Raw genomic sequence first — 11626 nt, forward strand, 5'->3', positions numbered from 1 at the left:
ATACTGCAACAACCGAAAAACAATTAACGGTTGGCAATGTACATGGTAATTTCAAAACCGAAACGCATGTCTACGAATTGTGGTGTGGTCCAGCTCATGTCTACTTCTCCATCGTTGTTGAGTACTGGCAAGCAAACTTGCCATTTAAGAAGTGTACTGAGACCTGCTCAGGAATATTGCCCGACTTTACTGCGTGATTGAAGGGCTGGTCAATCCCCAGGCAATCGCAAGTTTGGTCAGTTCAATATCATTACTAACCTGTAATTTCTTTTTGATTTGGTAATGAATGTTGTGAATGGTTTTTGCACTCAAAAAAAGCAACTCGCCAATTTGCTCAGCCGACTGCCCGGCAACCAGCAAACACAGCACTTCGAACTCGCGGCTGCTTAATTCATCAAGCCCGCCCCGGTTGTCGCGCAGACGCGAGAGCGCCATCAAACGTGACAAGTCGGCGCTTATGAAAGTACGGCCAGCCAACACCTCACCGATGGCGCGCAACAGCACTTCGGGCCGGCTGCTTTTGGTGACATAACCTTTTGCGCCAGCGTCCATACACGCACGCGCCAGTTCGATTGAATTGTGCATGGTGAACATCAGAAATTTCACCTCAGGCCAACGCCCCAACACCCGCTGAACAAGGTTCAAGCCCACCGGCTCTGGCATGCTGATGTCGCAAATCACCAGCGCAGGCAAGTCTTTCTGGCAAGCGGCATAGGCCTCCTGCGCGTTTTCAGCCTCACGCACCTGCTTGAAACCACCTTGTGTTTCCAACAAATGCCGATAACCGGCACGCACCACGGCGTGGTCATCCACCAGCAAAATACGGAGATCAGCGTTGTTCATGAAGTACCTTTTTGTTGAAAACGGGCAGACACCACAAACCGGTTTTCTTCAACCTGGGCTTTGAATACACCACCATGCACCCTCACCCTTTCAGCCAGCAAGTTCAAGCCCATGCCGCCCGATGGCACCTGCGTTTCAACCGGTTGGGGCAAGCAATTTTCCACACACAGTTCAAGCACACCGGCCTGCAATGCCAAGCCCACATTCACGGGCGCCCCCGGCGCTGCGTGCCGCCGCACATTGGCCAGGCACTCTTCCACGGTACGGTAAACACACAGGGCGCGGTCTTGGTCCAAACTGTTCAAGGCAGCAGGTTCCAGATTCAGGTTCACCGTCCAGCCGCTGCCCGCATTAATTTCCCAGCGGGTACACAGGTCTTGAATGGCCATGCCAAGATCAGCCCCTTCCAACACAGGCGGGCACTTGTTCACCAACACCGCCCGCATGCGCTCGAACGCGCCCTCAATTTGCAGCTCGATTTCCTCCAGCTTTTCTTGCACCTCCGTATCGCCACCTTTCAGTTGCGCGCGCAGCTGGGCACAATTCACCGCGATCAGGCTCAGGGACTGGCCCAAATCTGCGTGCACCAAATGGGCCAACTCCCGCCGTTCATCTTCCTGCACATTCAGCAGCTTCATCATCAGGTTTCTGCGGGTTTGGGTAAGCCGCCACAAACGCTCGTTCAAGCGGTTTACCCCTTGTGCAATACGGCCAAACTCCCGTGGCTGAACATCGGGAAGTTGCGCAGGCGGCGGGCTGTCCTCGGAGATGGCAATTGAATCAATTTTTTCAACCAAAGTTGCGGCAGGCTGCAGGGCACGGCCAATTACCACGTAAGTCAATGCGGCAAGGCTGGCCACAATCAAGGTGCTCAGCAACAGCAAGTCGCGCAGCGTATTCCAGAATTTGGCCAGCACCAATTGCGGATCGGCAGTGATGGTCAACTCGCCAAACGGTTGACCCCACAGGCCAACGGGGCGCGGCTGCGCTTCAATTTGTACACCCAAAAGGCGCATCAACTGGGCCTCGACAGGATGGCGTACCAGCTGCTCACAACCCTCTTGCCGCACCTGTCCGTTCCAGCCCTCGTAACGTATGCAATAAGGTGACAGCAACAAACCGTACTGGCTACCCACCAGCACAGGCGAGCCCTCGATTTCGGGATTAATTTGCCGCTTGTACATGGAGTACTCCACCATCTCGTGCAAGCGCGTGGCATCGCTGGCCAAGGCATCGTCTACCTCGTTGGCTGTGCGCAGCACCACATAGGCGGAAATCAACACCCAGCACAACAGGCCCAGGGTGATCATCCGCACCAGCAAATAGCGTTTCAGGTTCATTCAAACAGTTTAATCGGGGTTGGGCTGCAAATGGGCCAGTGCAGCCTCCCCGTGGAGGCGGGCCGCCAGCTTTCTCGCAACCGAATAATTGCTTACCGCCTCGCCACGGTTTTGAACACCCAGCCGCCCAAAGGCTTCCTTGATGTGGGCATTCACCGTGTCGGGACTCATGCCCAGTATCTTTGCAATTTCCTTGCCTGTTCTACCAAGGGACACCTGTTCCATCACCTGTGCCTGTTTGATGGTCAAAGGCTTGGGGCTACCGGGCATTTGAATCAGGCTTTGAAACTCGTTCCGTTGTGAAATTGAATTCAGGTTGACTGAATCACGTTTCAGGAAAGCTTGAACCTGAACCATTAATTCTTTGTAATGCTGGCTTTTGGAGAGCAGCAACGCACCCGAATTGGCCACCTGCCTTTCAATTTTCGCATCGCCCAGAGCGGTAAAAAATATGCGAAACGAACTGGAAAAACGTTGTGACACCATATCGATTACCTCAGCAGGTTTGCTGTTGGGCAACACCAGGTCGGAGACCACCAAATCCACATCAGAGGGCTCTATTTGCTGAAGTTGCTCAACAGAGTCAACCACCTTTGTAGTCAAGCCCGGCACAACAGCAGCAATAATTTCCTCAACGACCATGGCCGAGGTCGGATGGTCTTCCAGTATCAATAAATTTTTCAAACCCTTGTCCCTAAAAATATGGTTGGAGCGTGGCGATTTTTAATCAATTTTTATATGAATTGTTACTGCGATTATTAATTGAAATGTTTAGTTATGTAAAGAATGCAAACCGGCTCAAAATCCTGTCAGCAGTTTTCAAACAGCCGCGTTTCAAGTGGGTGGGCGCAATTCTCGAGGCGGCCAAAATTGACAGGGGAAGTAAAATGTCACACACAGACGATGGGAAAGTAAAAGCAAGGCGTGCCGCTTTGGCCAAAGTGGGCCTGGCCGTGGGTGCCTTGTATGCAGCGCCCGCCATGGTGGGCTTGGCCACCGCACAAGCGGGCAGCCGCTCCAGACCAAGCCGAAAGTCGCGACCATCCCGATATGACCGCTACCACACGCGCTATGGCCGGGGCTACCGTTCCTCCCGGCCATCCCGCCCCAGCCGATATTCGCGATATTCCCGCTATTCACGGGTAAGCCGCCCGTGGTTTTATATTCGCTTCTAAGCGATGAGTGCAGTACCTCAACAAAGCCACGCCTGCCTTCTGTTAAGGTTCGAAGGTGTGGCGGGCCTGGTACTCCTGCCCGACGAGCCAGCATTGCTGGATGGCATTTCGCAGCTTGCTCCAAGCTGGAAATACACGTCCACAGTCACAGAAAGCCATGGCGGCTTACCCCCCTGCATCACCAAGGTTGGCAAAAACCAAAACAATCCCTCTACATTCGATATTGAATCCGTTTACCTGGACGAGCCGCTGCTTGGTTTACCCACAGCCAGCGCATTGTGCGCCTTGATGGCCGATGTACTTGAGGCACATATTGAGGAAAGCCAAAACCCGATCGCTTTGCACGCAGGCGCGGTTGCCATGGGGAACCGGCTAATCGCAATTACAGGCCCCAGGCGGGCAGGTAAAAGTACGCTGATTGCAAGGCTTTGTGCCGAGCCCGATCTGCAAATTTTCTGTGACGATGTCTTGCCCATCAACCCACTGGGGGAGGGTGTGGCCTTGGGCGTGGCACCACGTTTGCGCCTACCCCTGCCCGCAAAAGCAAGCAAGCATTTCACGCAGTTTGCGAACCAACACCTGGGGCCGAACGACAGCCGATATGGCTACCTGTGCACTACAAACCTGGCTGGAAACGGAACACACCTGCCGCTCGATGCAATCGTGGTGCTGGACCGGCAAACCGACACCGCGGCCTGCCTGCACACCATGAACGAGGACGATGCTTTGTTCTACGCACTTGAACAAAACATGGGCAACTTTGAATCACCAGCCAAAGCCTTGGAGGCAACACAAGCGCTTCTGGGCAAACTCACTTGTGTTCGACTGGTTTACAGCAACCTGGAAGAGGCTGTGCAACTGCTTCGGAAAGCGTTTGATGGTGAAGAAGGCATTAATCCTGACCTTCCTGTGAAGCCTGCGCAGGACTGGATGCCGCCAACGCCCCAAGCTCACAGGCTTATGGACCCCGATCAGGTATTCAAGCGAGCACCTACCGCAGCCTTGCGCCGCGTGGGTCAGTCTGCTTTTTTATGGCAAGCCGGCGAGCACACCATTTGGCGCCTGAACAGGGTAGGCCAGGCGGTGTGGGCGCTGCTTGAAATACCGGGCAACGCCAGGGAGCTGGCCCACAGTCTGGCTGAAGTATTCGTTCAAACCAAGCTGCGGGACATTGAAATGGATGTGCGAAGGGTATTGGCCCTGATGCATGACCAGGGCTTTGTTACAGCAGACTAACGCGGGGAGCAACCCTCTTCTTTTCCTACTGTAATCCAGTGATGAAGCGCATCTCCGAAACCAGGCGAGCCGTAAGCCTGCAGCAGGTCGGGGGGTGTATTCCAGTAAAACACGGGGTCAAACTGAAAACTACCCGCGCGGCCTTGGTAAAAGCCGAACTCTTTCCAGTGCGTGGCCATGTCCATATTAGCCTGTACCACGTCAGGGTGAGCATCGTAGTAGTAATCCCAGTCAAACCAAACGCACACCACTTGAAAATTCCAGTGAATTGACATTGAAATATTGATTACGCACCACATCGCGCAAGGCCTGCGGCACACTGACCGACTTGTCCACCACCAACGGCAGGGTTTGCTGCGACTTTCCACTGATGAAAAGTAAAGCTGCAAGGAGCCAGACTGGGTCATGTAACAACCCGTCAGGTTGTTACTGCAACTGGTTTCTTTCAGCGAGGCAACACTGCCTTGCACATCGTCCTTGATTCCCGCAATCAGCCTCTTTATATACGCATGAACCGGGTTTGATCTTCTTGTTTTTCTTGTTCCATCTACCGTGCTCCATAAAAGGGAGCCTTGATTATCGGCAGGCCGTTGAACGGGGTATCCACAGAGGAGGAAGGCTTTTGTATAAGTGCAAACTTGACCACCTCAGATTTGAGTTTGGTGCGATTCAGCCCAGCTTAGTTAAGCCCGCCGTTATCGACTTCATTCGCCGACTCTTTGCCTGCTGAATATTCCGACAATCGGCGTACCGTGCGCGCGCAACACGGGTTCGATCTTACGGTGCAACGCATGATAGTGGTAAAAGGGAACCCGAGGGAACAGGTGGTGAATTGAATGTAGATTCTGCCCCAACCAAAACCATTCCAGCGGCTTCATCCAGACAGGCACAATCAAACTGTTGGTGTTTTGATAACGGTTGACATTGTCGTAAGGGTGATGTGGCCGGTAGGCAAACCAGTAGGCTGTAAAAAAGGCGCCGATCAAATAGCCGCCGACCAGCAACCACGCCACTTCAGCCGTTCCAACCAACAATCCAAATGCAACGCGCCACGCCACCGTCAATGCAATCTCCGCCAAATAAATAGCGCGGTCTTTCAAGCTCGTTGTTTTCCAGTAATCGCGAAACAGAAACGTAATTTGAACCCACAAGAAATGAAATCCACTGGCTACAAATGAGAAGAATCCGTGACGCATATTGCTGACCACATAATCTGGGTCTTTGTCGGGCTGATTCGTGTAACGGTGGTGGGTGAAGTGCTCTACCTTGTGGGTTGAGTAGGGCACCATGATCAAGGCAGCCACCAGGTAGCCACACAGGTCGTTAACCCATTTGAGGTGCTCATGCTTGCCGTGAATGTTGCTGTGCACGGCCTCGTGTAGGGGGGTGTACGACATATAAGTCAATGCCGCATAGGCTGGTATGGCAATCCAAAGGCTGAGATTTTCCGCGGCAAACAACCACAACAAGAGGACCATAGCACCCAGTACAAATGCGGTCAGCCCAATCGTTAGCCAAGCGAGTTCGCCCGTATACTCTTTGGAAGCCTCAATCGCTTCCCGGTTCAATTCATTCAGGTTTGCCTGCATCGGTGTCTCATGGATATTGTGTTTTGGTAGCTTGAATGTATCCTTTTGGTCTGGATTCAGACAGCGCATTTCAGGTCTCGATACAAGCATTTCGGGCCAACTTTCTCAGGAGTCAGTTTTGCGGGCAACCCCATTGATGCACCCTGCTGTGATTGCCCAGGTAATGGTCAATTTTGCGGCACGCTTTGGCGTCGATGCGCAAACCTGTTTGCTGGGAACCGGCGTAGAGCTTGATGATTTGACGCGTTCCGACACCTGGTTGCAACGCAGTCAGGAAATGCGCTTGCTCGAGAACATGATCATGAGCCTGCCCGACCGACCAGCCCTTGGTTTTGAACTTGGCCTGCAATACAACGTGTCCACCTTCGGTATTTGGGGCTTTGCCATTCGAACCAGCCCCACGCTGGCTTCGGCAGTGCAAACCGCAATACGTTACTTGCCCTTGAGCACCGCCTACTGCAAGTTTTCAATTATTCACACCAACACATCATTTGGACTTGCCGCAGATCCAGACGACATTGCCCAGCCCCTTCGCCACTTTCTTCTTGAACGCGATATCGGGACAGCCTTCAACTTGCTGCGCGAATTGGGATTAAATGGCGTACCTGTGCAAAGCCTTGAGTTTCAGCATCTTCCCGAACCTCATGCGCAACGTATCGAAGAACTGACCGGTATTCGCCCACACACGGGCTGCAACCACAATGCAATCATGCTGGATTGCCGTCATGCCGAGATGACGCTACCGACCTGTGACCCACATCTGCTGCGCGTTTTTGAAGACCAGTGCGCCCGGCAATTGCGCCAGCGCCAAGTCGAAGGTGTCACTGGCCAGGTTCGTCGAATCCTGCTTGGACCGATGGGGCTTCTGTCTACCCTGGAGGACGTTGCGCGATCGCTGTCAATTTCGCCCCGAAGCCTAAGGCGACGATTGGCGGAAGAAGGTGTAAGTTTCAGTGACCTGCTGGATGCGGAGCGCCAGCAACTCGCGGAACAGCTGCTTTCCACTCAAATGAAACTGGATGAAATGGCGCTTCACCTGGGTTATGGCGACACCGCCAGCTTCACACGGGCGTTTCGTCGCTGGTACAACTGCTCACCTGGCGAATATCGCCGCAATCAATGTTGATGTTCTTAACCAATAAAGTCGAAAACTAGGCCCTAGAATTCATGGGCCTCGCGAGGCATGCGATCAGCGACTCACCCGAATTAAAGTCGAAAACAAGAACTGACTGGTGAGGTAGAAAACTTGAAAAGTGAAATTAAAGTCGAAAACAACGCGGCTGCTGGTGATTACTCAAGTAATTCCCTCCGTTTACCTTGCTAGGCGCCGTTTTGGTATGCTGATTTAATTACTGGCCGAACCGGAGCTGAACAGGAAATTGAGTGGATCTTTGGAGGCGATTTCCAATCGGCTACACCATGATTTTCAGTGAAGTAATGCGCGCATTGAATCAAAAACTGCAAATGGCAGACGCTGCGCAGCGTGAGCAACACAAGGCGCTGCTGAAAGTGGGTGTGCACGGGAACGTCCAAGTGATAGCCAAAGGCGCATCCCCGGATCAAAAATAACGCGGGTGTTTTGTTCAGCGCTGCCACTTGGCTATAACCAGGAACGGTCACCGGAATTGTGAGCACCGTTTGCACAACTTGTACTTGAAGCATGCTACGAGGCCACGCTACGCGTGGGGGTACTGAACGCAAGGGAAACGAGCAACCCTACCGTATTCCTGACCCGGGTTGGTGGCGGTGTGTTTGAAAACCCTACAGCGTGGATCGACCATGCAATTGACCTGGCTGTTGAAAGAACCAACCTGAATGGGCCGCACGCGATGCATGTGCAGCGATGATAAAACGTCAGATACACATCCAATCCGTGTGGACTTTGTCGCTGTACCGGGCAAACCATCAATTCGATTTGTCATGACATTTTGACCAGGCGAAGTACAAAGTCCCGCCCTAACGGGTCAATGAGCAAGAAAAGTCACGACGTAGGCGAGTTATTTGTATATATTCTTTTCGCTCATTGTAATGACCCAGTGAAAATCTGCTCAGGTGATAAGGATGGAGAAATCACTGATGAGCAAAGAAATGAACGACGACGTCAAACGATAGACATCTACATCGCCAACGCTGTGGAGTTCTTGAACAGCGTGATTCGCGCAGCCACCAAACGAAGAAAAGTATTCCCTACAGATGACTCGGCCAGAAAGGTGGTGTATCTTGCCATCGAGCAGGCCAGCCGAAAGTGGACCATGCCGATACAAAACTGGAAAATGGCATTGAACAGATTTGTTCTGGAATTCGGTGAACGCGTTACCGTTCACCACCCCTGATTCCAAATGAACGTACATAGAATTTTTTACGGGCTCTTTACCCACAGATGACGCTGCATTTGTAGTTTTGCAAATTGAGGACGCTTTTACGCAAATCAACAACTTATGATTTTAAGTAACGAACTTCGGGAGAGTAGCCGCCACTACTTTCACATACATTAGAAGTTCTTTCAGCGATATTGGTACGTCGATAACGACGGAGGTACTTAAGAAAACTTGCGGTGAATAACTTCTTTGAGGCTGAAAATGCAAGGTGATGGGTTAACTACAAAAGAAATAAAGCTGTATAGACTCTTTCATTTTATTGGAATGACGATCACTGTAGGAATAGTTTTATTTATTTATCTCTTCAAAGAGTTCGAGATTACAACTATGTTCCTGCTCTTGGCTATGATTCCAATCTTGATCGGATTTACTTTTGGATGTGCCTTATCATGGGATGTAAGAATCATTCCTTGTTTGCAGGACTCAGAGCACGATAAGTCTTGAGGTTTTGACCTGCGCTGGTATAACGAAAAAGTATCAAAAGCTCACTGGGCTACCTTCGCCCGATTGAATGTCGTGAAAGTCTGGGATTTTTAACGTGAAAAATTCCAAGATTTTGTCCGCATCCCCGATTTTAAAAATTAACTTTTTGGAGGATTCATTTGTCGGCCCCAGCAAAAAAAATAAAATCAAATATTGACCCAATTCCTCAAATGAGGTCGGCAAAGTCAGTGGATTCAACCTTCGAGGCAGGGGCAAGTCTTACACCCGAGCTTGTTGTTGCATTGTGCGGACCAATAGGGTCTCCTTTGCATGAAACAGCAACCGAAATAAAAAATGCTTTGAGCGAGTTTGGATATAGAACTGAACAGATTCGATTGAGTGAACTAATTCGTATAAATACAGATTTTGTCGGTGTTCCGATCGATAAAAGCAACAGATACTCTGAAATAGATACTCTTATAAAGGCAGGTGACGAGTTAAGGCGCAGGCTTGGCAATGATGTTCTGGCAAAGATGGCAATTGCAAAAATAGGCGCTGATCGTCTGAAATCATATGGTGAATTTAGTGATCGTGCCAATGAAGGAGAAAAGTTACCCGAGAATCGGATAAAGGCCCACAAGATTTGTCATGTTATTGATTCAGTAAAGAATGCTGATGAACTGAAACTTTTGCGCCTGGTTTATGGGGAAGCGCTCATTGCTGTAGGTGTTTTCTCGCCTGTTGAAATTAGAAAAAAGAATCTCGAACGCGCTGGGGCTCTCACCATTGAGGACATTGCAAAATTAATTGATACTGACTCAGGGGAGGAGTTCAGCCATGGTCAGTCGGTTCGAGAAACCTTTCCTCAGTGTGACTTTTTCCTCCGTGTCGATGGACCAACCTTCGGCCCCACAGAACACAAAGCGGTTGGTCAATTAGTCGAGAAATTGCGACGCTTTTTCAATTTAATATTTCGAACAGCCATAGTTTCGCCAACGTCAGAAGAGAATGCTATGTACGCGGCTGCCTCAGCAGCACGTAACTCGGCGTGCCTGTCCAGGCAGGTTGGCGCTGCAGTCACTTCAAAAGGTGGAGAGTTACTTGCAATTGGCTGGAATGATGTTCCCACCAGCGGTGGTGGGTTATATGGAAAGCCATCGTTATTTCAGATAACCCAAGAAGGCAGCAAAGTGGATGAGCGTTGTTATGCACAATCAGGTACCAAGTGTCATAACGATATAGAAAAACGAACCATTGCCAATAAAATTATCGAGGCGCTCGTCAATGACTCACTATTGAGGCTAGAGGATCATGACAAGGCGGTAAAGGTGATTATGAAGGACTCAAGGGTCAAAGATTTGATTGAGTTTTCAAGAGCTGTTCACGCCGAAATGCATGCAATATTAGGGGCTTCTCGGGTAGCTGGGGATCGCGTTATTTCTGGTAAAGTTTTTGTGACCACCTATCCTTGTCACTCATGTGCCCGTCATCTCGTCGCTGCAGGGATTTCTGAGATCTATTACATCGAACCCTACAGAAAAAGTCTTGCTACACGTCTTCATTCAGATTCTCTAACTGAGGCCATCGATGGAAAAGGCGTGAAGCTTATGCAATTTGATGGTGTAGCCCCACGTAGATTCATTAATTTTTTTGATTCAGGGGCTCGAAAATCGGAAGACGGGGTGTTAAACTTAAGACCACGAGGGGACGCACTGCCCTCTACGCATGTCAGTCTTCGTGCCATTCCAAGACTGGAAGAAGTGGTTGTTGCTGAAATTTCAAGCACACAACTTCGACTTCCTGAGTTGACTCCAAAAGGAGGGGTAGATGACCAAAACAAACCCTAAACAGCTTGAGTTACCCGTGATGGTTGACGTTAACGTAAACCTAACTCAAACAACTACTTCATCTAAGCAACCTGAAGCAAATTCCACTTGTGAAATTGATATTGGATTCCATAGACCTGCATCTACGGATGATAATTCCATATACCTAGCGATCAGAGACAATTACTTCAAAACCCCAGTAAAACAAGCTTAAAAATCATGTGGTTAATTATCATCCAAATTTGACCTGGGAGATTCAAACCAAATATTGCCACTGAATATCCCGCTTTCCCTAGCCACTTTTTATCCTCACATCAGTCTACCCAACCGTGCATAGCCACTGTTATTGATTTTTTTAATTTAACGTTTTTCGAACCGCTCATTTGTCTCTTTCGCTGAATACGCTCCCCGAAGAAAGGTCGCTAAAGCGGCTAATGCGACTAAAAATCCGAGCGAAAATGCATAAGTTACTACCACGTTAGCCAGTTGTGCCGCAGAGTCAAGCAAATCTGCGCGGGCCTTCAATCCATCACACGTACTAACGAGCGCTTGCTCAATTGTCGCGCAATCAACAACGTTAAGTTTCTCAAAACTTACCCCAGCAAGAGTTTGAACCTCCTTCATTAGTTCCAACTGGAGTTTTAACAACTCCATAAAACCTGAAGACAAACCAATCAATCCAACGCTAAAAAAAATTGAACTTGCCAGCATTAAACGTCGAGCGCCAGAGAATGAAAATATCAATGTCACAGCTCGCGTCAACGTTTGATCAATAGTTTGCACGGTTGCTAGAATGCGTATTCTGGTCGAAACTGG

General features: G+C 50.0%; 13 protein-coding genes and 1 pseudogene. 7 read left to right on the forward strand and 7 right to left on the reverse strand.

Annotated features, from left to right (window positions below; translation table 11 throughout):
* Positions 1-23 precede the first annotated feature (23 nt).
* From pqqA to B4N58_RS03545, 4 genes are all read right to left on the reverse strand, one after another.
* Entirely contained in the window at positions 24-98 is a 75-nt protein-coding gene (pqqA, locus tag B4N58_RS03530) for a pyrroloquinoline quinone precursor peptide PqqA (protein WP_008247588.1), read from the reverse strand.
* An 88-nt stretch (positions 99-186) separates the two neighbouring features.
* On the reverse strand, positions 187-843 hold the full coding sequence (locus B4N58_RS03535; protein ID WP_291745824.1) for a response regulator: 657 nt from the start codon (positions 841-843) through the stop codon (positions 187-189).
* Positions 840-2183 carry a sensor histidine kinase gene (locus B4N58_RS03540; RefSeq protein ID WP_291745825.1) on the reverse strand — a complete coding sequence of 448 codons (1344 nt, stop codon included), beginning with the start codon at positions 2181-2183 and terminating at the stop codon, positions 840-842. Before B4N58_RS03540 ends, B4N58_RS03535 begins: the two co-directional genes overlap by 4 nt.
* A gap of 9 nt (positions 2184-2192) precedes the next feature.
* Positions 2193-2867 carry a response regulator transcription factor gene (locus B4N58_RS03545; RefSeq protein WP_291745827.1) on the reverse strand — a complete coding sequence of 225 codons (675 nt, stop codon included), beginning with the start codon at positions 2865-2867 and terminating at the stop codon, positions 2193-2195.
* Positions 2868-3070: 203 nt separating this feature from the next.
* On the opposite strand from B4N58_RS03545, the gene B4N58_RS03550 reads away from it, so the two are divergent.
* Together B4N58_RS03550 and B4N58_RS03555 are read left to right on the forward strand one after the other, a co-directional pair.
* Positions 3071-3358: a hypothetical protein gene (locus tag B4N58_RS03550; protein WP_291745829.1), complete on the forward strand. Its 288-nt coding sequence runs from the start codon at positions 3071-3073 to the stop codon at positions 3356-3358.
* A gap of 3 nt (positions 3359-3361) precedes the next feature.
* On the forward strand, positions 3362-4594 hold the full coding sequence (locus tag B4N58_RS03555; RefSeq protein WP_291745831.1) for a PqqD family peptide modification chaperone: 1233 nt from the start codon (positions 3362-3364) through the stop codon (positions 4592-4594).
* Here the strand turns inward: B4N58_RS03555 and B4N58_RS03560 are convergent.
* Entirely contained in the window at positions 4591-4869 is a 279-nt protein-coding gene (locus B4N58_RS03560; RefSeq protein WP_291745833.1) for a hypothetical protein, read from the reverse strand. The genes B4N58_RS03555 and B4N58_RS03560 overlap by 4 nt on opposite strands.
* A 429-nt stretch (positions 4870-5298) precedes the next feature.
* A complete protein-coding gene (locus tag B4N58_RS03565; RefSeq protein WP_291745835.1) occupies positions 5299-6183 on the reverse strand; it encodes a fatty acid desaturase family protein in 885 nt (294 codons plus the stop codon).
* A 118-nt stretch (positions 6184-6301) separates the two neighbouring features.
* Here B4N58_RS03565 and B4N58_RS03570 point away from each other — a divergent pair, with 118 nt between their 5' ends.
* From B4N58_RS03570 to B4N58_RS03590, 5 genes and pseudogenes are all read left to right on the forward strand, one after another.
* Positions 6302-7309: an AraC family transcriptional regulator gene (locus B4N58_RS03570; RefSeq protein WP_156799474.1), complete on the forward strand. Its 1008-nt coding sequence runs from the start codon at positions 6302-6304 to the stop codon at positions 7307-7309.
* A gap of 257 nt (positions 7310-7566) precedes the next feature.
* Positions 7567-7752 carry a hypothetical protein gene (locus B4N58_RS03575; protein WP_291745838.1) on the forward strand — a complete coding sequence of 62 codons (186 nt, stop codon included), beginning with the start codon at positions 7567-7569 and terminating at the stop codon, positions 7750-7752.
* A 113-nt stretch (positions 7753-7865) separates the two neighbouring features.
* Positions 7866-8030: a hypothetical protein gene (locus tag B4N58_RS03580; RefSeq protein WP_291745841.1), complete on the forward strand. Its 165-nt coding sequence runs from the start codon at positions 7866-7868 to the stop codon at positions 8028-8030.
* A 267-nt stretch (positions 8031-8297) separates the two neighbouring features.
* Positions 8298-8516, forward strand: a pseudogene (locus tag B4N58_RS03585) (transposase); the annotation flags it as partial.
* Between the two features lie 647 nt (positions 8517-9163).
* Positions 9164-10831: an anti-phage dCTP deaminase gene (locus B4N58_RS03590; RefSeq protein ID WP_291745844.1), complete on the forward strand. Its 1668-nt coding sequence runs from the start codon at positions 9164-9166 to the stop codon at positions 10829-10831.
* A 339-nt stretch (positions 10832-11170) separates the two neighbouring features.
* On the opposite strand, the gene B4N58_RS03595 is transcribed toward B4N58_RS03590, so the two are convergent.
* On the reverse strand, positions 11171-11626 hold a 456-nt coding region (locus tag B4N58_RS03595), incomplete at its 5' end, for a hypothetical protein (RefSeq protein WP_291745847.1).

Origin of the sequence: Limnobacter sp. UBA3528, from assembly GCF_002377005.1 — a bacterium.
GTDB lineage: Bacteria > Pseudomonadota > Gammaproteobacteria > Burkholderiales > Burkholderiaceae_B > Limnobacter.

What these genes read in the sequence shown, in the direction of transcription:
- B4N58_RS03555 (WP_291745831.1), top strand. Translation starts at nt 3,362, where the DNA reads ATGAGTGCAGTACCTCAACAAAGCCACGCCTGCCTTCTGTTAAGGTTC.
- B4N58_RS03565 (WP_291745835.1), bottom strand. Translation starts at nt 6,183, where the DNA reads ATGCAGGCAAACCTGAATGAATTGAACCGGGAAGCGATTGAGGCTTCC.
- B4N58_RS03540 (WP_291745825.1), bottom strand. Translation starts at nt 2,183, where the DNA reads ATGAACCTGAAACGCTATTTGCTGGTGCGGATGATCACCCTGGGCCTG.
- B4N58_RS03550 (WP_291745829.1), top strand. Translation starts at nt 3,071, where the DNA reads ATGTCACACACAGACGATGGGAAAGTAAAAGCAAGGCGTGCCGCTTTG.
- B4N58_RS03560 (WP_291745833.1), bottom strand. Translation starts at nt 4,869, where the DNA reads ATGTCAATTCACTGGAATTTTCAAGTGGTGTGCGTTTGGTTTGACTGG.
- B4N58_RS03535 (WP_291745824.1), bottom strand. Translation starts at nt 843, where the DNA reads ATGAACAACGCTGATCTCCGTATTTTGCTGGTGGATGACCACGCCGTG.